The 21463-nt window shown below is 61.1% G+C and carries 22 protein-coding genes and 1 pseudogene; 4 read left to right on the top strand and 19 right to left on the bottom strand.

Going from position 1 to position 21463, the window contains the following annotated elements; all coding sequences use genetic code 11:
- Nucleotides 1-282: 282 nt before the first annotated feature.
- The 6 genes from LOY28_RS28970 to exbB all read right to left on the bottom strand — a co-directional run bounded on the left by LOY28_RS28970 (nt 283) and on the right by exbB (nt 7141).
- A complete protein-coding gene (locus LOY28_RS28970) occupies nt 283-1683 on the bottom strand; it encodes an aminoacyl-tRNA deacylase and HDOD domain-containing protein (protein WP_018927474.1) in 1401 nt (466 codons plus the stop codon).
- Between the two features lie 78 nt (nt 1684-1761).
- A complete protein-coding gene (gene recG, locus LOY28_RS28965; protein WP_019650087.1) occupies nt 1762-3837 on the bottom strand; it encodes an ATP-dependent DNA helicase RecG in 2076 nt (691 codons plus the stop codon).
- 9 nt (nt 3838-3846) lie between these two features.
- Complete coding sequence (locus LOY28_RS28960) at nt 3847-4776, bottom strand: hydrogen peroxide-inducible genes activator (RefSeq protein ID WP_008007618.1); 930 nt, start codon at nt 4774-4776, stop codon at nt 3847-3849.
- Between the two features lie 188 nt (nt 4777-4964).
- Nucleotides 4965-5711 (bottom strand): energy transducer TonB, encoded by a 747-nt coding sequence (locus LOY28_RS28955; RefSeq protein WP_018927476.1) that lies wholly within the window; start codon nt 5709-5711, stop codon nt 4965-4967.
- Complete coding sequence (gene exbD, locus LOY28_RS28950) at nt 5708-6136, bottom strand: TonB system transport protein ExbD (RefSeq protein ID WP_007934588.1); 429 nt, start codon at nt 6134-6136, stop codon at nt 5708-5710. Before exbD ends, LOY28_RS28955 begins: the two co-directional genes overlap by 4 nt.
- A gap of 6 nt (nt 6137-6142) precedes the next feature.
- Complete coding sequence (gene exbB, locus LOY28_RS28945) at nt 6143-7141, bottom strand: tonB-system energizer ExbB (protein WP_258612840.1); 999 nt, start codon at nt 7139-7141, stop codon at nt 6143-6145.
- A 189-nt stretch (nt 7142-7330) separates the two neighbouring features.
- Between exbB and LOY28_RS28940 the strand changes: the two genes are divergently transcribed.
- Entirely contained in the window at nt 7331-8188 is an 858-nt protein-coding gene (locus tag LOY28_RS28940; RefSeq protein ID WP_018927478.1) for an SDR family oxidoreductase, read from the top strand.
- A 140-nt stretch (nt 8189-8328) separates the two neighbouring features.
- On the opposite strand, the gene LOY28_RS28935 is transcribed toward LOY28_RS28940, so the two are convergent.
- The 6 genes from LOY28_RS28935 to LOY28_RS28910 form a co-directional block, all read right to left on the bottom strand.
- Nucleotides 8329-9069 carry a hypothetical protein gene (locus LOY28_RS28935; protein ID WP_018927479.1) on the bottom strand — a complete coding sequence of 247 codons (741 nt, stop codon included), beginning with the start codon at nt 9067-9069 and terminating at the stop codon, nt 8329-8331.
- 69 nt (nt 9070-9138) lie between these two features.
- Nucleotides 9139-9519: a RidA family protein gene (locus LOY28_RS28930; protein ID WP_003177257.1), complete on the bottom strand. Its 381-nt coding sequence runs from the start codon at nt 9517-9519 to the stop codon at nt 9139-9141.
- 24 nt (nt 9520-9543) lie between these two features.
- Complete coding sequence (gene spoT, locus LOY28_RS28925; protein ID WP_007934594.1) at nt 9544-11649, bottom strand: bifunctional GTP diphosphokinase/guanosine-3',5'-bis pyrophosphate 3'-pyrophosphohydrolase; 2106 nt, start codon at nt 11647-11649, stop codon at nt 9544-9546.
- A 56-nt stretch (nt 11650-11705) separates the two neighbouring features.
- Nucleotides 11706-11969 carry a DNA-directed RNA polymerase subunit omega gene (gene rpoZ / locus LOY28_RS28920; RefSeq protein ID WP_003177259.1) on the bottom strand — a complete coding sequence of 88 codons (264 nt, stop codon included), beginning with the start codon at nt 11967-11969 and terminating at the stop codon, nt 11706-11708.
- A 167-nt stretch (nt 11970-12136) separates the two neighbouring features.
- A complete protein-coding gene (gmk, locus tag LOY28_RS28915; protein WP_258612839.1) occupies nt 12137-12757 on the bottom strand; it encodes a guanylate kinase in 621 nt (206 codons plus the stop codon).
- A gap of 12 nt (nt 12758-12769) precedes the next feature.
- Nucleotides 12770-13633 carry a YicC/YloC family endoribonuclease gene (locus tag LOY28_RS28910; RefSeq protein WP_105342297.1) on the bottom strand — a complete coding sequence of 288 codons (864 nt, stop codon included), beginning with the start codon at nt 13631-13633 and terminating at the stop codon, nt 12770-12772.
- A 268-nt stretch (nt 13634-13901) separates the two neighbouring features.
- Here LOY28_RS28910 and rph point away from each other — a divergent pair, with 268 nt between their 5' ends.
- Together rph and LOY28_RS28900 are read left to right on the top strand one after the other, a co-directional pair.
- Nucleotides 13902-14624 carry a ribonuclease PH gene (rph, locus tag LOY28_RS28905; protein WP_007934600.1) on the top strand — a complete coding sequence of 241 codons (723 nt, stop codon included), beginning with the start codon at nt 13902-13904 and terminating at the stop codon, nt 14622-14624.
- A 30-nt stretch (nt 14625-14654) separates the two neighbouring features.
- Nucleotides 14655-15023 (top strand): DUF4870 domain-containing protein, encoded by a 369-nt coding sequence (locus LOY28_RS28900; RefSeq protein ID WP_018927483.1) that lies wholly within the window; start codon nt 14655-14657, stop codon nt 15021-15023.
- A gap of 72 nt (nt 15024-15095) precedes the next feature.
- Here LOY28_RS28900 and LOY28_RS28895 read toward each other — a convergent pair whose 3' ends face one another.
- Nucleotides 15096-15875 carry an exodeoxyribonuclease III gene (locus LOY28_RS28895; RefSeq protein ID WP_007934608.1) on the bottom strand — a complete coding sequence of 260 codons (780 nt, stop codon included), beginning with the start codon at nt 15873-15875 and terminating at the stop codon, nt 15096-15098.
- 82 nt (nt 15876-15957) lie between these two features.
- Between LOY28_RS28895 and pyrE the strand changes: the two genes are divergently transcribed.
- Complete coding sequence (gene pyrE / locus LOY28_RS28890; protein WP_018927484.1) at nt 15958-16602, top strand: orotate phosphoribosyltransferase; 645 nt, start codon at nt 15958-15960, stop codon at nt 16600-16602.
- A gap of 91 nt (nt 16603-16693) precedes the next feature.
- Here pyrE and LOY28_RS28885 read toward each other — a convergent pair whose 3' ends face one another.
- From LOY28_RS28885 to coaBC, 6 genes and pseudogenes are all read right to left on the bottom strand, one after another.
- The gene (locus tag LOY28_RS28885) at nt 16694-16954 is read right to left on the bottom strand and encodes a hypothetical protein (protein WP_018927485.1); all 261 of its coding nucleotides are present in this window, start codon (nt 16952-16954) and stop codon (nt 16694-16696) included.
- 196 nt (nt 16955-17150) lie between these two features.
- The gene (gene argB / locus LOY28_RS28880) at nt 17151-18056 is read right to left on the bottom strand and encodes an acetylglutamate kinase (RefSeq protein WP_018927486.1); all 906 of its coding nucleotides are present in this window, start codon (nt 18054-18056) and stop codon (nt 17151-17153) included.
- Between the two features lie 25 nt (nt 18057-18081).
- Nucleotides 18082-19458 (bottom strand): annotated as a pseudogene (locus tag LOY28_RS28875) (phosphomannomutase/phosphoglucomutase); the annotation flags it as partial.
- A gap of 17 nt (nt 19459-19475) precedes the next feature.
- Nucleotides 19476-19676: a hypothetical protein gene (locus LOY28_RS28870; protein ID WP_111453046.1), complete on the bottom strand. Its 201-nt coding sequence runs from the start codon at nt 19674-19676 to the stop codon at nt 19476-19478.
- A gap of 65 nt (nt 19677-19741) precedes the next feature.
- Nucleotides 19742-20197, bottom strand: coding sequence for a dUTP diphosphatase (gene dut / locus LOY28_RS28865; protein WP_105342285.1), 456 nt, complete (start codon nt 20195-20197; stop codon nt 19742-19744).
- Between the two features lie 5 nt (nt 20198-20202).
- On the bottom strand, nt 20203-21411 hold the full coding sequence (gene coaBC / locus LOY28_RS28860; protein WP_258614515.1) for a bifunctional phosphopantothenoylcysteine decarboxylase/phosphopantothenate--cysteine ligase CoaBC: 1209 nt from the start codon (nt 21409-21411) through the stop codon (nt 20203-20205).
- Nucleotides 21412-21463 lie beyond the last annotated feature (52 nt).

The raw sequence follows: 21463 nt of genomic DNA, 5'->3' as shown, positions 1-21463 counted from the left end.
CTTGATCCAGTCAGGAGTGGAGGAGGCTTTTGTGGCGAGGGAGCTTGCTCCCGCTGGGCTGCGAAGCGGCCCTAAAGCCTGAGACTTCGGTTGTATCTGACACACTGCGGCGGCTGGGTTGCGACTGCTGCGCAGTCGAGCGGGAGCAAGCTCCCTCGCCACAGGGGTTGGTGTATTTCAGTCAGACCGAGGTGGATTCATCGCGGGCAAGCCCGCTCCCACAGGGATTACCTGAGTCCTGTGGGAGCGTGGCTTGGTCCGGGCGGCGATCCGACGATGCTTTTAGGCCTGGCTAAATTGCGAAGCCAATTCGCGCAGCAGCACTTCAGCTTCAAGCACTTTGCTGACGACATCATTGGCTTTGTCGCGCGTCAAACCAACGCGTTCCAGCAACGCATCCGGAATATCTTCATCCGGCCCCGAACCAATCCCGCGACTACGCAGCAAGCGCACTGCCAGGCACACGAGGTTTGGGTACTCGGCGTAGTCGCCGTCGTAGCTTGGGTCGTGCTGGAAGCGCAGGGCGGTGGCCAGTTCTTCGGGCATGTCCCAGTAGCGCATCAGCCATGAGCCGATCTGTTCGCGGCTGATGCCCAGCAGGTGTTGCTCGACGTAGCTGTGGCACAGGTGCGGGTTGACCTCCAGGTGGCGGCAGATCAGCGAGAAGTGCGGCGGGAAGACGTGGGCCAGCAGCAGGTAGCCGAAGTTGTGCAGCAGGCCGGCGAGGTAGGTCAGGCCGGCTTCCGGGCGCTGGGCGCGGGGCATGGCGCGGGTCAGGCCTTCGATGACGGCGGCGGTGTAGATCGATTGCTGCCAGTACGGCGTGGTGTGTTGCGGGTGGTCTTTGGGCAGGCTCAGGGTTTTGCCCAGGGCCAGGCCCAGCGCCAGGTTGATCACCAGGTCGAAACCCAGCACGCGGACGATGGCGTCTTCCACTGAACGAATCTTGCCCGGCGAGGCGTAGTACGGCGACGCCGCCCAGCTGACGACTTGGGCGGCCAGGGCTGGGTCGGTTTCGACCACGCCGGTGATGTCGTCGATGGTGGCGTTGGGGTCGACCCGCAGTTTGATGATTTTTTGCGCGGTTTCGGCCAGCGGCGGTATCTCGATGGTCGCTTCCAGGCGTTGCTGAATGCGCCGCGCGGTGAACGCTTGCACGGCCTGGGTGATTTCCTCGCGGTCATCGTCGGGGCGGTCGAGGTTCGGGCGGATGCTGTGCACGGCTTCGCCGAAGTTGCCGGCGCTGGCCTTGGTCAGCATGGTTTTGAAATCTTCGCTGGTGATTTCCAGCAGCACGCCCGGCTCGCCCGAGTTGATCAGCAACTTCGGTTCGCGCAGCAGGCTTTCTTCATACAGGCACGGTGAGCTGGTGAGCGCCGGCAGGCCGGGCAGCAGGCTCAGGCTGTGTTTGCCGAGCATTTTTACCAGGCGTTCGGTGGATACGGCGGTCAACCGGCGGCCGGTGAGTTCTGCGAGGCGGTTGAGGTCGAGCAATTGACTTTGCGGAAACAGCACCATGAGCGCGCCGACGGCATCGTCCAGCAAAACCGCCTGCACTTTGCGCGCGGCATTCAGGCCGTGATGGTCGAGGACTTCCTGGTAGGCGATGCCCAGTTTGCCGAGCAGCAGCCGAATAACAGACGGAGCGTGCGGGGTTTCAGGGGCGAGGGCAGCTTCTGTCATGGTCTGTATCCGTTTTCAAACAATTGCAGGAGTATAACCAGCTTGTTTAAGGCCAGGGTCCAGAAACTGCGACAGTGCTCACACTTGGCCGTATTGCTGCCCATGGCGTAGCCAGCGGTCGAGCAGCGGGCTGACGTGATCCGGCCAGCGTTCGAGCAAGGCTTGGGCGGCGTCGCGCACGGCGGGCAGTAAATCGGCATCGCGCATCAGGTCCGCGACCTTGAATTGCAGCAGGCCGGTCTGGCGTGTGCCGAGCATTTCGCCGGGGCCGCGCAGTTCGAGGTCTTTTTCGGCGATGACAAAACCGTCGTTGGTTTCGCGCATGATGCCCAGCCGCTGACGGCCAATCTGCGACAGCGGCGGATGGTAAAGCAGCACGCAATGGCTGACGGCGCTGCCCCGGCCGACACGGCCTCGCAGTTGGTGCAGTTGCGCGAGGCCAAGGCGCTCGGGGTTTTCGATGATCATCAGGCTGGCGTTGGGCACGTCCACGCCGACTTCGATCACGGTGGTGGCGACCAGCAGTTGCAGGTTGCCGGCCTTGAATTCGGCCATGACGGCAGCTTTTTCGGCGGGCTTCATGCGGCCGTGGATCAGGCCGACCTTCAACTCGCCGAGGGCGGCGGTGAGGTCTTCGTGTGTGGTTTCGGCGGCCTGGCAGGTCAGCTCTTCCGACTCTTCAATCAGCGTGCACACCCAATAGGCCTGACGGCCCTCGGCACAAGCGCCGCGCACCCGTTCGATCACTTCGACGCGCCGGGTGTCGGTGACCAGCACCGTATTCACCGGGGTGCGGCCGGGGGGCAATTCGTCGAGGATCGAGGTGTCGAGGTCGGCGTAGGCGCTCATGGCCAGCGTCCGCGGGATCGGCGTGGCGGTCATGATCAGCTGGTGCGGACACATCCGCCCGCCGACGCCTTTCTGCCGCAATGCCAGGCGCTGCTGCACGCCGAAGCGGTGCTGTTCGTCGATGATCGCCAGCGCCAGGTTCTTGAATTGCACTTCGTCCTGGAACAGCGCGTGGGTGCCGACCACCATCGGTGCGCCGCCCGCGATCTGCTCCAGCGCGGCCACGCGGTTTTTGCCCTTGAGCTTGCCCGCCAGCCACGCAACTTCGATGCCCAGCGGTTCGAGCCAGCGCTTGAAGGTGATGAAGTGCTGCTCGGCGAGGATTTCGGTGGGCGCCATCAGTGCGACCTGATAACCCGCTTCCAGCGCTTGAAGCGCGGCGAGGGCGGCGACTACGGTTTTGCCCGCGCCCACGTCGCCCTGAATCAGCCGCAGCATCGGTTCGTGCTGGCTGAGGTCGTAAGCGATTTCGTTGCCGACCCGCTGTTGGGCGCCGGTCGGGGTGAAGCCGAGGTTGGCCAGATACTGTGCTGGCAGCTTCGTGGCTTTGGGCATGGCCGGCGCGCGTAGGGCACGCATGCTTTCGCGCAGGCGTTGCTGGGACAGTTGATGGGTCAGCAGCTCTTCGAAGGCCAGGCGGTGCTGGGCCCAGTGATGACCGAGGGCGAGTTCGTCGACGTCGGCATCGGCGGGCGGGTGATGCAGGTAGCGGATCGCATCGGCCAGCGGCGCCAGTTGATAATCCCGGGCCAGTTCGGTCGGCAGCCAGTCGGGCAGGCTGCTGGGGCCGAGCAGGGTCAGGGTTTGCATGCACAACTGGCGCAAACGCTGCTGGGTCAGGCCTTCGGTGAGCGGGTAGACCGGGGTCAGGGTTTCATCCACCGGCGGCGGCTCGTCACCGGTGATGGCGCGGTATTCCGGGTGGTAGATCTCCAGCCCCGAGGCGCCGGGCCGCGCTTCGCCGTAGCAGCGAATCCGCGTGCCGCGTTTGAGGCCTTCTTTCTGGGCGTTGCTGAAATGATAGAAGCGCAGGCTGAGCCCGCCGGTGCCGTCCTGCAGACGGACAACCAGGCTACGGCGCCGGCCCATGACCACATCGGCGCCGCTGACGGTGCCTTCGATCACCGCGTCTTGCCCGGGTCGCAAATGGCCGATCGGGACCACGCGAGTGCGGTCCTGATAGCGCAACGGCAGGTGGAACAGCACGTCCTGGAGATTCTCCAGACCGACCTTGGCGAGTTTCTCGGCCATGGCTTCGCCGACACCCTTGAGTGCCGTCACCGACACTTGCGACAACTCGGTCATGACAGCGACTTAACCGGCCACCACCGGCGCTGGCGGCTTGGCCACCGAGCACAGGCGAATGGAGTCGGCGAGGATTTCAATCGCCTTGGGCCGCGGGAAGCTCGCGCGCCAGGCGATGGCTACGGTGCGGAACGGCACCGGCGCACTCAATGGACGCACTTCGATCACGCCGGGGGCGTAGTGGTGGCTGTCCACCGCCGACAGCGGCAGGATCGAAATGCCCAGGCCAGAGGCGACCATGTGGCGGATGGTTTCCAGCGAGCTGGATTCCACCGTGGTGTGCTTGGCGCCGTCGTTGCCTTTGGCCAGGGTCGGGCAGGCTTCCAGCACTTGATCGCGGAAGCAGTGGCCTTCGCCGAGCAGCAGCAGGCTCTTGTCGTTGAGCAGGGCGGCGTCGATGGATTCTTTTTGCGTCCACGGATGCTGGGCCGGCATCAGGACGTAGAACGGCTCGTCGTAGAGCTGCAACGTCAGTACATCGGCTTCGTTGAACGGCAGGGCGATGATGATCGCGTCGAGCTCGCCGTTGCGCAGTTTGTCGCGCAGCACGTGGGTGAAGTTTTCTTCGATGTACAACGGCATCTGCGGGGCGACCCGGTGCAGTTGTGGAATCAGGTGCGGGAACAGGTACGGGCCGACGGTGTAGATCGCGCCGACTTTCAGCGGGGCGGTCAGCTGGTTCTTGCCGGCCTGGGCCAGTTCGCGGATGCCTTGGGCCTGTTCCAGGACTTTCTGTGCCTGGGCAACAATGCCTTCGCCCACCGGGGTCAGGCGCACGGCGCTCTTGCTGCGCTCGAAAATCAGCACACCGAGTTCGTCTTCAAGCTTTTTCACGCCCACCGACAGGGTCGGCTGGCTGACGTGGCAACGCTCGGCCGCGTGACCGAAGTGCTGCTCTTGGGCGAGGGTAACGATGTAGCGTAATTCTGTGAGAGTCATAGCAAGCGTCCATGAAGTTGCGGGCCAAGCATACCGGCTGCAATCGATAGACGCACGTTATCAGACTGAGTGTGCTAAGTGACACTGGGCAATGCAGGTTTGCCGTTTCCAGATATGCAAAAAGGCACCTTTCGGTGCCTTTTATAGGTTTTGTAACCGCCGAAGAACCTGTGGGGGCGGCGGTGTTTTTAGCGTCGGCGTTCCAGCGAGTAAACAAACGGTGCAACGATTTCGATGGTGCCGTTGTTCAGCATGTCGGCCGGTGGCTTGGGCAGCGGTTGGGCGCGGCGGATCATTTCCAGGGTAGCCCGGTCCAGATCGGCGTTGCCGGAGCGGCCCACCAGTTCGAACGACAGCACGTTACCTTCGGCATCCACCACAAAGCGCAGACGGTTCAAACCTTCCTTGCCGCGTTGCTGTGCGCTGGCCGGGTACTTTTTGTACTTGGCCAGGTGCGCGAGCAGGGTGCCTTGCCAACTGGCCTTGGCGGCTTGTTGCGCGGGCGATGGACCGGGAGCCGGCTGAGCGGACTTCTCCGTCGGCGCCTGGGTTGGCTGCGTGTCGCTAGGCTTCTCCTCGGAAGGCTTTTCCTTCGGTGGCTCCGGCTTTTTCTCCACAGGCTTGGGCGGTTGCGGCTTCGGCTTGGGTTTGACCGGCTTGGGCACGGCAATCTCGGCCTTCGGCGCTTCAGCGAGTTTTGGAATCGGCAGTTCTTCCACCGGTGCCGGTGGCTGTGGCGGCGTGATCACCTTCGGCGGTGCGGGCGGTGGCGGGGCCGGCATCGGCGCCAGCTCGACCATCATCGCTTGCGGCGGCAGCTCGATCGGCGGGCGCGAGGTCCAGTTCAGCGCGAGCGCAATGGCCAGCGCATGGACGCCCAGCACCACGGCCAGGCTACCGCTGTAACGCGTCAGCTTTTGGCGCGTGTTGATCATTTTTTGGCTGCCGTCTCGAGTCCGACCAGACCGACCTTCAGGTAGCCGGCGGCGCGCAGGGCGTCCATCACGCTCATCAGGTCGCCGTAGTCCACGCCTTTGTCGGCCTGGAAGAAGATCGTCGTGTCTTTCTTGCCCTGGGTCTTGGCGTCGAGTGTGGCGCCGAGGGCTTCGGTCTTCACTTCGTCTTCGCCGAGGAACAGGCGCTGGTCAGCTTTGACGCTGAGGAACACCGGTTTCTCTGGCCGCGGCGCCGGTTTGGCGGTGGAGGCGGGCAGGTCGACCTTGATGTCCACGGTGGCCAGCGGCGCCGCCACCATGAAGATGATCAACAGCACCAGCATTACGTCGATGAACGGCGTGACGTTGATTTCGTGGTTCTCGGCCAGATCGTCGTCTGCGCCTTCTTTCAAATGCAGGCCCATGGCCGATTACCCCACTTTCACCATGTGCGGTTGCGAGCTGCGCTCGGGCGGCTGGTGGTCGAGGTCGCGGCTGACCAGCAGCAGGACTTCCGCCGAGGCGTCGGACACTTGTGCCTTGTAACCGGCAATGGAGCGGGCGAAGACGTTGTAGATGACCACCGCAGGAATCGCTGCAACCAGACCCAGCGCGGTCGCCAGCAGGGCTTCGGCGATGCCGGGGGCCACGACGGCGAGGTTGGTGGTCTGGGTTTTGGCGATGCCGATGAAGCTGTTCATGATGCCCCATACGGTACCGAACAGGCCGACGAACGGCGCGGTGGAACCGATGGTGGCCAGCACGCCGGTGCCGCTGCTCATGTTGCGACCGCAGGCTGCGACGAGGCGCTCCAGGCGGAAGCTCACGCGTTCCTTGATGCCCTCCTTCTCGCGGCTGTTGGCCGACAAGCGCATTTCTTCCAGCGCGTCGTGGACCAGCAGGTTGGCCAGGGTGCCTTCCTTGGCCGCCGTGGTGCTGGCTTCCTTAAGGGTGGCGGCTTTTTTCAGGTGGGTGATTTCAACGCGCAGACGACGCTTGGCGCCGATCAACTCGAAGCCCTTGGCGATCCAGATGGTCCAGGTGATGATCGAGGCGATGGCCAGGCCGATCATCACGATCTTCACGATAATATCGGCGTTCTGGTACATGCCCCATGGCGACAGGTCGTGGGCCATGCCCAGGGAGTTACCTTCTTCCAGCTGCTTTTCCATCAGCTTTGTCTGTTCACCGAATTCAGCCAAAGCCTTTTGCACTTCTGGCGGCAGTGATGAAGTATCGACACTGCCGTCGGGGTTTCTCGGTACGTCAGGCGTGGCATGAGCAGCTGGCACGTTGGTGGCTGCGGGAACAGAAGTTTCAGTAGCGAATGCGACGGTCGGCGCCAGCATCAGGCTGAGCAGCAGGGCGGCTACCGCGCTCCAGGCGCGAGGTCGTTTGGTTGGCGAAGCGGAGAGTTGATTGCGTGTCATGCTGGCCGGACCTGAGAGGAAAAGACGGTAAGTGTTCTTCCAGGCCTCGTAAGGCCGAGAACAAAAGTGGCTGGCATTATTGCAATTAATTCTTGTTAACAAAAGTAATAGCGTCTCTTTTTTTCTTCCATTGCTAGCTGTCCATCCATTTCGGGCGCTAGTCTGTACCTTTCTTGAGGGAGTCTTCTGATGTCCGCGCCTTCTGTTTTGATCGCCGGCTGCGGTGATGTCGGCAGCCGTCTGGCTACGCAATTGTTGAATTCGGGGTGGGAGGTTCACGGCTTGCGGCGTGACGTCTCACGCCTACCCCAAGGGGTGATTGGCGTTGCCGGTGACTTGTTCAATAAAGACTGCCCGGCGACCTGGCCAATCGGGGCGGTGGATTACCTGGTGTATTGCGCGGCGGCTACCGATCACGATGAGGCCGGATACCGCGCCGCTTATGTTCAGGGTTTGCAGCACGTGCTGGAATGGCTGGGCGACTACGGGCAAGTGCCCAATCGGCTGCTATTCGTTTCCAGCAGCAGTGTTTACGGCCAGCAAGAGGGTGAGTGGGTCGACGAGAATTCGCCGACCGTGGCGGCTGGCTATTCAGGGCGTGTGATGCTGGAGGCCGAGCAAGTAGCGCGTGATAGCGGCATCCCGGCCAGCATCGTGCGTCTGACCGGTATTTATGGTCCGGGTCGAGAGTGGCTACTGACTCAGGTTCGTCGCGGTTATCGCGTGGCGATCGATCCGCCGCTGTACGCCAATCGCATTCACGTCGACGACGCGGCGGGGTTGCTGGCGTTTCTGCTTGAGGCGGATCGGCGTGGAGTGGCGCTGGATGATGCCTATATAGGTGTCGATGATGCGCCTGCGCCAATGGCGGAGGTGGTGGGCTGGTTGCGTGAGTATCTGGGCGTGACCGAGTGGGCCGATGATGCCAGTGTGCGTCGTGCCGGCAGCAAGCGCTGCAGCAATGCTCGGGCGAAGGCGTTGGGCTGGACGCCGCGCTATCCGAGTTTTCGCGAAGGTTATGCCGCGATCCTTGAAGGCCGCTGCTGACTTCCGGTCACCTCAAACCAAATGTGGGAGCAGGCTTGCTCGCGAAGGGGACATAACATTCAACATCATCGTTGATTGTTACACCGCTTTCGCGAGCAAGCCCGCTCCCACATGGGTTCTGCGTTGGCCTCAGGGCCGGCTTACTGCTTTTCGAGCAACCACTTGCGATCACCCGGTGTGAACGAAGGCATCTCGTCCGCCAGTGCCGTGTTCACCGTCTGGAAAATCTCCAGTTCTTTGCCCTTGCGCGCAAAGATCCAGGTATTGCCCTGGCCATTCAACTGCAGCCAGATGTTGTCGTTGCCGCCGCTCATCGACGCGCAATCGCCCGCCAGGCACAGGGCATAGCGATCTGCACCGGGCAGACCGGCGACCTGACCGTCTGCCTGGAACTGGACGGTGCTGCCTTCGCCCGGGCCGCTGAGGATTTTCCAGCTGCCGCCCATGTAAGCCGAATACAGCGCGCGCTCGAAACTAGCGCCAATAGGCGCTCCTTCCGGAACCTGGACCGATGCACGGTCGAAGACTTGCTCGGGCTCGTTGTCGTTGGCAGCCTGGTTCAGTCGCTTGCCATCACGCTTCAGCTCGCTGGCGGAGCTGCCATAAAAGTCGACATTCCAGGCGCCGGACTTTTCGCCCAGCAGCTTGCCTTCGACGTTTTCAAAACCATTGGTGTAGCGGGCCTGACCGGCCCTGGTGTTGACGTTCCATTCCAGATTCGGGCCATAGGCCTGGAGCGCTTCACGCAGGGGGCCGCCTTTGGATGCGGCATCGATCGCCACCTGGTTGATCCAGGTGCCGCTGATATCACGGTCGGCAGGGTTGCTGGCACATCCGCCCAAGAGTAGGGCGACCAGCGAGAGAGCTAGCGCGTGGCGCATGGTGGAATCCTTTCAGAACCCTTTGTACAAGATCAGTCGGCGCAGCCTCGCAAGGCTGCGCCAGACACATTACTCGATGACCAGAATGGCATCCATTTCAACCTGCGAACCCTTTGGCAGGGCTGCAACGCCGATGGCGGCGCGGGCTGGGTAAGGCTGGTCGAAGTACTTGCCCATGATCTCGTTGACCTTGGCGAAGTGGCTCAGGTCGGTGAGGAAAATGTTCAGTTTGACGATGTCTTTAAACGAACCACCGGCGGCTTCAGCCACGGCTTTGAGGTTCTCGAATACCTGGACGGTCTGGGCTTCGAAGCCTTCGACCAGTTCCATGGTTTTTGGGTCCAGAGGAATCTGACCCGACATGTACACGGTGTTGCCAGCCTTGATCGCCTGGGAGTAAGTACCGATGGCGGCCGGGGCCTTGTCGCTGTTGATAACGGTCTTGGTCATGTATGACTCCTTGTGAAGGGTGGGCTACGCGCGCATGCGGGTGATGCGGATGACCCCGGTCAGGGCGCGCAGTTTCTTGATCACGCGGGCCAGGTGCACGCGGTCGTGCACGCTGACCACCAGTTGGACCACGCTGATACGACCGTCGCGTTCGTCCATGCTGATTTTTTCGATATTGCCGTCGGCCGCGTTGACGCTGCTGGCCAGCAGGGCGATCAGGCCGCGCTGGTGTTCCAGTTCGACGCGCAGCTCGACGTTGAATTCGCCGGTGACATCCTTGGCCCACGAGAGCTGGATGCATTTTTCCGGGTTGTGGCGGATTTCGCTGATGTTGCGGCAGTTGTCCAGGTGCACCACCATCCCTTTGCCGGCGGACAGATGGCCAACGATCGGGTCGCCAGGGATCGGCGTGCAGCACTTGGCGTAACTGAGCACCAGGCCTTCGGTACCGCGAATGGCCAGCGGACCTTCCGGGCTTGGCAGCTGTTCGCCTTCGCCGAGCAGGCGGCGGGCGACTACGTAAGCCATGCGATTGCCCAGGCCGATGTCTTCGAGCAGGTCTTCGATCAGTTCGAGGCGGTATTCGTGGAGCATCAACTGCACGCGCTCGGCCGGGACTTTTTCCAGCGAGCTGTCGAAGCCGTTGAGCACCTTGTTCAGCAGGCGTTCGCCGAGGCTGATGGATTCGGAGCGGCGTTGCAGCTTAAGCGCATGACGGATGTGGGTCCGCGCCTTGCCGGTGACCACGAAGTTGAGCCATGCCGGGTTCGGCCGTGCGCCGGGGGCGCTGACGATCTCGACCGTGGAGCCGCTTTGCAGCGGTTCGGACAGCGGCGCGAGACGACGGTTGATCCGGCAGGCAATGCAGCTGTTGCCCACGTCGGTGTGTACCGCGTAAGCGAAGTCGACCGCCGTGGAGCCTTTTGGAAGCTCCATGATCCGGCCCTTGGGCGTGAACACGTAGACCTCGTCCGGGAACAGGTCGATCTTCACGCTCTCGATGAATTCCAGCGAGTTGCCGGCCCGTTGCTGCATCTCCAGCACGCCTTTGACCCACTGGCGGGCGCGGGCATGAGTGCCTTTGGGCTGTTCGTCGCCGCTGGATTTGTACAGCCAATGGGCGGCGATGCCATTGTTGGCCATCTCTTCCATTTCACGGGTGCGGATCTGGATCTCGATCGGTACACCGTGCATGCCGAACAGCGTGGTATGCAGCGACTGGTAGCCGTTGGCCTTGGGGATCGCGATGTAATCCTTGAAGCGCCCCGGCAACGGTTTGTACAAATTATGCACGGCACCCAGCACGCGGTAGCAAGTATCGACCTTGTCGACGATGATCCGGAACGCGTAGACGTCCATGATCTCGTTGAAGGCCCGACGCTTGCCGCGCATTTTCTTGTAGATGCCATAGAGGTGTTTCTGACGACCGCTGACCTCACCCTGGATGCCGTCGATGGCCAGGCAGTGGCTGAGGGACTCTTCGATCTTGTTGACGATTTCCTTGCGGTTGCCCCGGGCGCGTTTGACCGCCTGGTTGATCCGCGCGGAACGCATCGGGTGCATGGCCTTGAAGCCGAGGTCTTCGAATTCTATGCGGATGGCGTGCATGCCCAGCCGGTTGGCGATGGGCGCATAGATTTCCAGGGTTTCCTTGGCGATCCGCCGGCGTTTTTCGCCGGACAGCACTTCCAGGGTACGCATGTTGTGCAGGCGGTCGGCCAGCTTGACCAGGATCACGCGAATGTCGCGCGCCATGGCCATGGCCATTTTCTGGAAGTTTTCGGCCTGGGCTTCGGCTTTGGTCTCGAAGTTCATCTGGGTCAGTTTGCTGACCCCGTCGACCAGTTCGGCCACGGTTTCGCCGAACTGCGCTTGCAGCGCTTCCTTGGCAATACCGGTGTCTTCGATCACGTCATGCAGCATTGCAGCCATCAAGCTTTGATGGTCCATGTGCATGTCGGCAAGAATATTCGCCACCGCAAGAGGATGCGTGACGTACGCCTCACCGCTGCGGCGGCGTTGACCGTCGTGGGCTTGTTCGGCGTAGAAGTACGCTCGGCGGACCAGGTTGACCTGGTCCTTGCCGAGGTAGGTCGATAAGCGATCGGCGAGGGCGTCTATGCTCGGCATGATAATTCCTGCCGTTTGCTATGACCCCGCGCCGTGCTACGTCGACCAGGCATGGCTTATACTGCCTCGTTGGACTCGTCCTCGAACGCTGCGAACAGCGGTTCGTCTTCGACGATTTCAGCGTTGGCGATGAACTCGTAGCTCATCAGGCCTTCAGCGATTTCACGCAGCGCTACAACTGTAGGCTTGTCGTTTTCCCACTGAACCAGGGGCTCTTTGCCACCAGTGGCCAGTTGACGGGCACGCTTGGTAGAGAGCATGACCAGCTCAAAGCGGTTTTCCACGTGTTCTAGGCAGTCTTCAACGGTTACGCGGGCCATGGTATTCCTCGGAGCGAATGCAATATGCGCGCTGCCCGGTTGGGCGAGCGGACTCAACAGTTTAAAAAATCACCAGCGATTAGGGAAGCGCTGATTTTTTGACCAGGCTCTTCAACGCGCTATAAGCACCAATGTAAAGCCCTTGCAGCGGTTTTGGGAAGAGCTGATTAGCCGAGCAATTCAGCTAATAATTTGCCATGACGCTGCTGCTGACGCTTCTGATGCAGCTGATTGGCGCGGAAAATCGCCTTCAGATCGTCCAGTGCGTGGGCGAAATTGTCGTTGATGATCAGGTAATCGTAGTCGACGTAATGGCTCATCTCGCTGACGGCTTCGCGCATCCGGCCTTCGATGATCTCGTCACTGTCCTGGCCGCGATTGGTCAGGCGCTGGTGCAGGGCCTCCAGGGACGGCGGCAGAATGAAGATCGAACGGGCCTGGGGCATCAACTTGCGCACTTGCTCTGCACCCTGCCAGTCAATTTCCAGAATCAGGTCGTGGCCTGCATCCAGGGTCTGCTGCAGGTGGCTTTGCGAAGTGCCATAGAGATTGCCGAACACTTCGGCGCGCTCGAGGAAATCTCCGTGCTCGATCATCTTCACGAACTCGCTGCGTTCGACGAAGTGATAGTTCACGCCGTTCACTTCACCAGGGCGCATGGCGCGGGTGGTGTGGGAGACCGAGACGCGGATCTCCTGATCAGCGTCGGTCAGGGCTTTGACCAGGCTGCTCTTGCCCGCACCAGAAGGTGCGGAAATGATGTACAGGGTGCCGGTACTGTGGGTCATGTCAGGTTTGCCTTACTCAATATTCTGTACTTGTTCGCGCATCTGCTCGATCAACACCTTGAGGTTGACCGCCGCTTGGGTGCTGCGCGGGTCGAAGGCTTTGGAGCCCAGTGTGTTGGCTTCGCGGTTGAGCTCCTGCATCAGGAAATCCAGGCGTCGACCGGCAGCGCCGCCGGATTTGAGCACCCGGCGAACTTCGATGATGTGAGTGCTCAGGCGATCCAGTTCTTCGGCGACGTCGCTCTTTTGCGCGAGCATGACCATTTCCTGCTCCAGGCGCTGCGGGTCGAGGTCGGCCTTCATGTCGGTGAAGCGGTCGAGGACTTTCTGACGCTGCGTGGCGAGCATCTGCGGGACCAGCTCGCGCAGGATCACCACATCTTCTTCGATGGACGTCAGGCGCTCGTTGATCAACCGCGCCAGCTCCGCGCCTTCGCGTTCGCGGCCGGCCTTGAGTTCTTTCAGGCCCTGGTTGAACAGCGTCAGGGCTTCGGCATTCAGCGCTTGCGGGTCGGCGGCGTCGGCCACCAGCACGCCGGGCCAGGCCAGGACTTCCAGCGGGTTCAGCGCGGCCGGGTTCTTGATCAGGCTGGCGACGGTCTCGGCGGCAGCGACCAATTGCGCGGCGCGCTCGCGGTCCACTTGCAGCGGTTTGCCAGTGTTTTCTTCGGTGAAACGCAGGGTGCATTCGAGCTTGCCCCGGGACAGTTCCTGGCGCAGGGCCTCGCGGACCGCGCCTTCAAGGTCGCGGAAAGATTCCGGCAGACGCAGGTGGGGTTCCAGGTAGCGGCTGTTGACCGAGCGCAGCTCCCAGCTCAGGGTGCCCTGGACACCGGCTTTCTCGACGCGGGCGAAAGCGGTCATGCTGTGCACCATGAAGGTACCTCGCAATGCAGGTCGGCGCGTAACCCATGGTTCGCGGACCCGCTATCTGTGAATTAAAGCCGACAGGCAGCAAAGGCGCAGGATTGTAGCGCAGTGACGCGGATGCGCCCAATCACACGCTGTGACAATGAGCTGCAGGCCGTCGGCTACGCTCTATTCAGAGCCTTCAATCGTCGGGTGATTTTTTTAGAAGTGCCCACTCGCGGCCCACGGCTCTATAATGCTCGGCAGTTTTCCGTCCCCCGTACAGGTAATCCCTATGAAACGTCCAAGTGGTCGCGCTGCCGATCAGCTCCGCTCGATCCGCATTACCCGCAACTACACCAAACACGCCGAGGGATCTGTACTGGTCGAGTTCGGTGATACCAAGGTCATCTGCACCGTCAGCGTCGAGAACGGCGTGCCGCGTTTCCTCAAGGGGCAGGGCCAGGGCTGGTTGACCGCTGAATACGGCATGTTGCCGCGCGCCACCGGTGAGCGTAACCAGCGTGAAGCGAGCCGCGGCAAGCAAGGCGGTCGCACTCTGGAGATCCAGCGTCTGATCGGTCGTTCGCTGCGCGCTGCGCTGGACATGTCCAAGCTGGGCGACGTCACCCTGTACGTCGACTGCGACGTGATCCAGGCTGACGGCGGCACCCGCACCGCGTCAATCACCGGTGCCATGGTTGCACTGGTCGATGCCTTGAAAGTGATCAAGAAGCGCGGCGGCCTCAAAGGTGGCGACCCGCTCAAGCAAATGATCGCTGCCGTTTCGGTGGGCATGTATCAGGGCGAACCTGTGCTTGACCTCGACTACCTGGAAGACTCGGCTGCCGAGACTGACCTCAACGTGGTGATGACCAGCACTGGTGGTTTCATCGAAGTCCAGGGCACTGCCGAAGGCGCACCGTTCCAGCCGGAAGAGCTGAACGCGATGCTGGCACTGGCGAAGAAAGGCATGATCGAGATTTTCGAACTGCAGAAGGCTGCACTGGCTGACTGATTGTTTTGATGTCCGGCAAAGGAGAGCGCCATGAGTGATGAACAGCAGTTGCTTCCCACCCCGAGCTCCGAGGCTCGCCAGTGGGCGATGTTTTGTCACCTCTCGGCGTTTCTCGGTGTCTGGTTTCCGTTCGGTCACCTGATCGGGCCGCTGATACTCTGGCAGTGGAAGCGTGAAGCCGACCCCTTCATCGATGCCCAAGGCAAAGAAGCGCTGAACTTTCAGATTACCGTGGCCCTGGTCTCGGGCATCTGTTACGTGCTGATGCTGGTGTTGATCGGTTTTGCGCTGCTGCCGCTGGTCCTGATCGGGGCGATGGTGCTGTGCATCATTGCCGGGCTCAAGGCCAATGACGGGGTGCCTTACCGCTATCCCTTCACCTGGCGGTTGATCAAATAACAGGCAGTAAAAATCAGCACGCACAAAAAAGCCGACAGCAATGTCGGCTTTTTTGCATCTGCGAAAAGACGCTTAGATCGTCAGCGTCCAGTCGTAGTCCACGATCAACGGTGCGTGCTGCGAGAACCGTGGCTGACGTGGCAGGCGTGCGCTGCGTACGAAGCGGCGCAGGCCAGGGGTCAGCAACTGGTAGTCGAAACGCCAGCCCAGGTTGAGCATCTCGGCCTGTTCGTTGTCCGGCCACCAGCTGTACTGGTCGCCTTCGCGGCTGACTTCCCGCAGGGCGTCGACATAACCCATGTTGCCGACAATCTCGTCCATCCAGGCACGCTCAGGCGCCAGGAAGCCCGGGGATTGCTGGCTGTCGCGCCAGTTCTTGATATCCAGCTTCTGTTGCGCCACGTACAGCGAGCCACAATAAATGTACTCGCGACGTTTGCGTCGCTGTTTATCCAGATAACGGGCGAAGTCGTCCATTAGCTTGAACTTCTGGTTCAAGTCTTCATCGCCATTCTGCCCCGAAGGGAGCAGCAAGGTCGCGATGCTGACCTTGTCGAAATCGGCTTGCAGGTAGCGCCCGTAGCGGTCGGCCGTCTCGAAGCCGAGACCGCTGATGACAGCCTTCGGTTGCAACCGCGAGTACAAAGCCACGCCACCTTGGGCGGGAACTTCGGCTTCGCAGGCATAAAGGAAGTAGCCATCCAGTTGGAAGGCTGGATCGTCCAGTTCAAAGGCGGAGGCGCGGGTGTCCTGCAGGCAGATGACGTCGGCATTCTGTGCTTGCAGCCAACTGAGCAAACCACGCTCGACTGCAGCCTGAATACCATTGACGTTCACACTGATGATCCGCATAAGTGGCCCCAAAAATCGCGTGCGGGTATGATACACGGCGTCTACCTAATTAGCTAAATCCGTGGTATTTGGGGTTTTTTTCATGCAAGCGTATCAACGCGATTTCATTCGTTTTGCCATCGATCGCGGCGTTTTGCGCTTCGGTGAGTTCACCCTGAAGTCCGGGCGCACCAGTCCATACTTCTTCAATGCCGGCCTGTTCAACTCAGGGAAGGCCCTGGCACAGCTGGGCCGTTTCTATGCGGCAGCCATCGTCGAGAGCGGTATTTCCTTCGACGTACTGTTCGGCCCGGCCTACAAAGGCATCCCGTTGGCGGCAGCCACCGCCGTGGCACTGGCCGAACATCACGACCGTGACCTGCCATGGTGCTTCAATCGCAAGGAAGCCAAGGCCCACGGCGAAGGTGGCAGCCTGGTTGGCGCGCCATTGACTGGCGACGTGCTGATCATCGACGACGTGATCACCGCGGGCACCGCCATCCGCGAAGTGATGCAGATCATCGCTTCCCAGGACGGCGCCAAAGCTGCCGGTGTGCTGATCGCCCTGAACCGTCAGGAGCGTGGCAATGGTGAGTTGTCGGCCATCCAGGAAGTGGAACGTGACTTCGGCATTCCGGTGATCAGCATCGTTTCGCTGAACCAGGTGCTGGAGTTCCTGGCTGACGATCCGCAGCTCAAGCAACATTTGCCTGCGGTTGAAGCCTACCGCGCCCAGTTCGGCGTGTAATCACGCTCCCACAGGGATTGCAGACAGCAAAAGACCCCGCTCAGCAAGTTGAGCGGGGTCTTTTGTTTATGTATGGCCCAGTCCCCCAGCATTATTTTTTGCTGGTGCTGCTGAATGTCTCGGCTTTTTTGATCCCGCTGGGTTCATTGGTTTTCTCCGGGTACGGATCAGCCACAGCATCGCCCTGGCCAGTCAGAATTCTCCAGCCATGACGGGTGTGTGCGGTCTTGCGGAGTTGCGGGCAGGGCGGCATCGATGTTTTGCCCTGATTCGAGTATTCGTGACCGCAATCGACACAGGCATAGGTGCCAGGTGAAACATCGCTGCCGTAAGGGACGTAGTCTTTTTGCATGGGTAGACCTCCTGTGGATTCAGAGAAGATCCTATGCAGATTGCTTCCTTCGTGAAGTCGGACGTTTCGCCCAATCAGGTCAGGCATTTCCGGCGCGCATAAAAAAGATCGCAGACTTCGTCAGCTCCTACAGGTTTTTCGTACATCCGAAATCCGTAGGTGCTGCCGAAGGCTGCGATCTTTTTAAGGTTTTGAATCAGGGACGCTTGCGATTGCTGATCAGCGTACCCACACCGGTGTCGGTGAAGATTTCCAGCAGAATTGCATTTGGCACCCGACCATCAATGATCAGCGAGCTGCCCACGCCACCCTGTACCGCTTCCAGCGCGCAACGGATCTTCGGCAGCATGCCGCCGTAGATGGTGCCGTCGGCGATCAGGTCGTCGACTTGCTGGGTGCTCAGGCCGGTCAGGACCTTGCCGCTCTTGTCCATCAGGCCGGCAATGTTGGTCAGCAGCATCAGCTTCTCAGCTTTCAGAGCCTCGGCCACTTTACCGGCCACCAGATCGGCGTTGATGTTGTACGACTCGCCGTTGGCACCGACGCCGATCGGCGCGATCACCGGAATGAAATCGCCTTTGACCAGCAGGTTCAGCAGGTCGGTGTTGATCCCGACCACTTCGCCGACGTGGCCGATGTCGATGATTTCCGGCTGGGTCATCTCAGGGGTCTGGCGGGTGACGGTGAGCTTCTTCGCGCGAATCAGCTCGGCGTCTTTACCGGTCAGGCCGATGGCGCTGCCGCCGTGACGGTTGATCAGGTTGACGATGTCCTTGTTGACCTGGCCGCCGAGGACCATTTCCACCACGTCCATGGTCGCGGCGTCGGTGACGCGCATGCCATCGACAAAGTGGCTCTCGATCGACAGTCGCTTGAGCAGGTCGCCGATTTGCGGGCCGCCGCCGTGAACCACCACCGGGTTGATGCCCACGGCTTTCATCAGCACGATGTCGCGGGCGAAGCCGGTTTTCAGCTCCTCGCTTTCCATCGCGTTGCCGCCGTATTTGATCACCAGCGTCTTGCCGACATAGCGGCGAATGTAAGGCAGCGCTTCGGACAGGACCTTGGCGGTGTTGGCGGCGGCTTCGCGTTCGAGGGTCATTCAGGGCTCCGGGTGCTTCAATAGATCAAAACGGTAGTTGGAGATCAGGTGCAACGCGCTTCAGCTGGACGTGGAATACATCCTTGATGCGCTGCAATTCAGCCTCGTCATCGGCCTCGAAGCGCAGCACCAGCACCGGTGTGGTGTTGGAGGCGCGAACCAGGCCCCAGCCTTTGGCATAGTCGACTCGCACGCCGTCAATGGTGGTCAGGTCGGCGCCTTCACCCCACTGTGCGTCGTGCAGTGCATCAATGATGCTGAATTTGCTCTCTTCGGTCACATGGATATTGATTTCCGGCGTAGAAATATCGTTCGGGAAGGTCGCGAACAACTCTTCCGCGGTGGATTTCTCTTTGCTGAGGATCTCCAGCAGCCGCGCGGCGCTGTAAATGCCGTCGTCGAAACCGAACCAGCGCTCCTTGAAGAAGATATGCCCGCTCATTTCGCCGGCCAACAGGGCGCCGGATTGTTTCATTTTCTTTTTGATCAGCGAGTGACCTGTTTTCCACATCAGTGGGCGACCGCCATATTCTTTGATCAGCGGGATCAGGCGACGGGTGCATTTGACGTCGAAGATGATTTCCGCGTCGGGGTTGCGTGCTACCACATCCTTGGCGAACAGCATCAGCAGGCGGTCCGGGAACACGACGCTGCCGGTGTTGGTGACCACGCCCACGCGGTCGCCATCGCCGTCGAAGGCCAGGCCCAGGTCGGCGTTGGTTTCCTTGACCTTGGCGATCAGGTCTACCAGGTTTTCCAGCTTGCCCGGGTCCGGGTGATGGTTCGGGAAGTTGCCATCGACATCGCAGAACAGCGGGATGACTTCGCAGTTCAGGGCTTCGATCAGTTGCGGGGCAATCACGCCGGCCGCGCCGTTGCCGCAATCGACCACCACTTTCAGGCGGCGGGCGAGTTTGATGTCCTGGACGATTTCGGTGTTGTAGCGGTCGAGGATCTCGACCTTGGTGATGCTGCCCTTGCCGCTGCTCAGGTTGTTGGTCTTGAGTCGGTCGTGCAGGGCCTGGATCTGTTCGTTGGCCAGGGTATCGCCAGCAATGACGATCTTGAAGCCGTTGTAGTTCGACGGGTTGTGGCTGCCGGTGAGCATCACCCCGGATTTGCCGGCCAGTACGTTGGCGGCGTAGTACAGCGCTGGCGTTGGCACCAGGCCGACGTCGCTGACGTGGCAACCACTGTCGGCCAGGCCCTGAATCAGTTGTTCCACCAGTTCCGGGCCGGACAGGCGACCGTCGCGGCCGACGGACACATTGGGTTCGCCCTGGGCCAGGCTCTGGGAGCCGATGGCGCGACCGAGCCAATAAGCGGTTTCAGCGTTCAAGAATTCCGGGACGGTGCCGCGAATGTCGTAGGCGCGGAAGATGCTGTCGGGGAACTTGGGTGCGACTTGGGCTGGGGTGCTCATCTGTAGGAATGCTCCATCTCGAAAGTGGCTGGACCTGCCGGCGAAGAACTCGTCGGCAGGCTCAAACTGAAGGGTATGACGGTGTTTTCCACCGAGAGTTCGTGGTGTGAAAAGGCCATGCCATCAACATCGGCGAGCAATTGGCCGGCCAATGCCTTGATTTCCAGTGGTAAACCTTCCAGATGACGTCTGTGCAATTTTCATCCTTAAAATGCAGAGGGCAGGTCAGGCCGGGCAGTGCTCCCAGCCTGAATGCCGATGATCAGTGGCTGCCGGAGTGGCCGAACCCGCCGGTGCCGCGCTGGGTTTCGACGAACTCTTCGACCATTTCAAAATGCGCTTGAACCACCGGTACCAGCACCAATTGGGCCAGGCGTTCGCCGACAACGATGTTGAAATCGGTCTGGCCACGGTTCCAGCACGACACCATCAGCGGGCCCTGGTAATCGGAGTCGATCAGGCCGACCAGGTTGCCCAGCACGATGCCGTGCTTATGGCCCAGGCCGGAGCGCGGCAGAATCAAGGCCGCCAGGCCCGGATCGCCGATGTACACCGACAGGCCGGTAGGGATCAGCAGGGTCTCGCCCGGCTTGATGACAGTGTCTTTTTCCAGCATGGCGCGCAGGTCGAGGCCGGCGGAGCCGGGCGTGGCGTACTGCGGCAGCGGAAATTCGCTGCCGATGCGTGGGTCGAGGATCTTGGCTTGCAAAGCGTGCATGTAAATTAAACCTGGTTCAGACGTTCGGCGATAAAAGTGATCAGCTGGCGGGCAATCTTGCCTTTGCTGGTCTGGGCAAAAATAGTGGCGTGCAGCTCACGGTCGATCACGCTGCAGGCGTTTTCTTCGCTGTTGAAGCCAATACTCGGGTTGGCGACGTCATTGGCGACGATCAGGTCGAGGTTCTTGTCTTTCAACTTGCGGGCAGCGTAGTCGAGCAGGTGTTCGGTTTCGGCGGCAAAGCCGACACTGAACGGACGGTCGGGACGGGTGGCGATGGTGGCCAGAATGTCTGGGTTGCGCACCATCTGTAGCAACAAGCCGTCGCCGCTTGTAGGGTCTTTCTTGAGTTTCTGTGGGGCCACGACTTCCGGACGGTAGTCCGCGACCGCTGCCGAGGCGATGAACAGGTCGCAAGGAATCGCGGCTTCACAAGCGGCGAGCATGTCCCGGGCGCTGACCACGTCGATGCGGGTGACGCGATCCGGGGTCGGCAGGTGCACGGGGCCGGTGATCAGGGTCACGCGGGCGCCGGCTTCTACCGCGGCTTCGGCCAGGGCAAAGCCCATTTTGCCGGAGCTGTGGTTGGTGATGTAGCGCACCGGGTCGATGTTTTCCTGGGTCGGGCCGGCGGTGATCAGCACGTGTTTGCCGGTCAGCGCCTGGCGCTGGAAGCAGTCTGCCGCGCACTGGGCGAGGTCGGTGGCTTCGAGCATGCGGCCCATGCCGACGTCGCCGCAGGCCTGGCTGCCGGAGGCCGGGCCGAAGACTTTGAAGTCGCGGTTTTCGAGGGTTTGCAGGTTGGCCTGGGTCGCCGGGTCGCGCCACATGGCTTGATTCATCGCCGGCGCCACGGCGACTACCGCGTCGGTGGCCAGCACCAGCGTGGTCAGCAGGTCGTCGGCAATGCCTTGGGCCAGGCGAGCGATCAGGTCCGCAGTGGCGGGGGCGATCAATACCAGGTCGGCCCATTTGGCCAGTTCGATGTGACCCATGGCGGCTTCGGCCGCCGGGTCCAGCAGGTCCAGGTGGACCGGGTGCCCGGACAGGGCCTGCATGGTCAGCGGGGTAATGAATTCGCTGCCGCCACGGGTCATGACCACGCGCACTTCGGCGCCCTGGTCGATCAGGCGGCGAACCAGCTCGGCGCTCTTGTAGGCAGCAATGCCGCCGCCGACGCCCAGAACGATGCGTTTCCGATACAGCCGCTGCATAGGTCTGCCTTTCATTTCGTTGATGACTGCATGGCGATACCCCCTCCCCAGG

Source organism: Pseudomonas sp. B21-017, assembly GCF_024749245.1.
Taxonomy (GTDB): Bacteria; Pseudomonadota; Gammaproteobacteria; order Pseudomonadales; family Pseudomonadaceae; genus Aquipseudomonas.
Note: the sequence above shows the minus strand (reverse complement) of the source record. Positions and strands in the feature narration are given on the sequence as shown.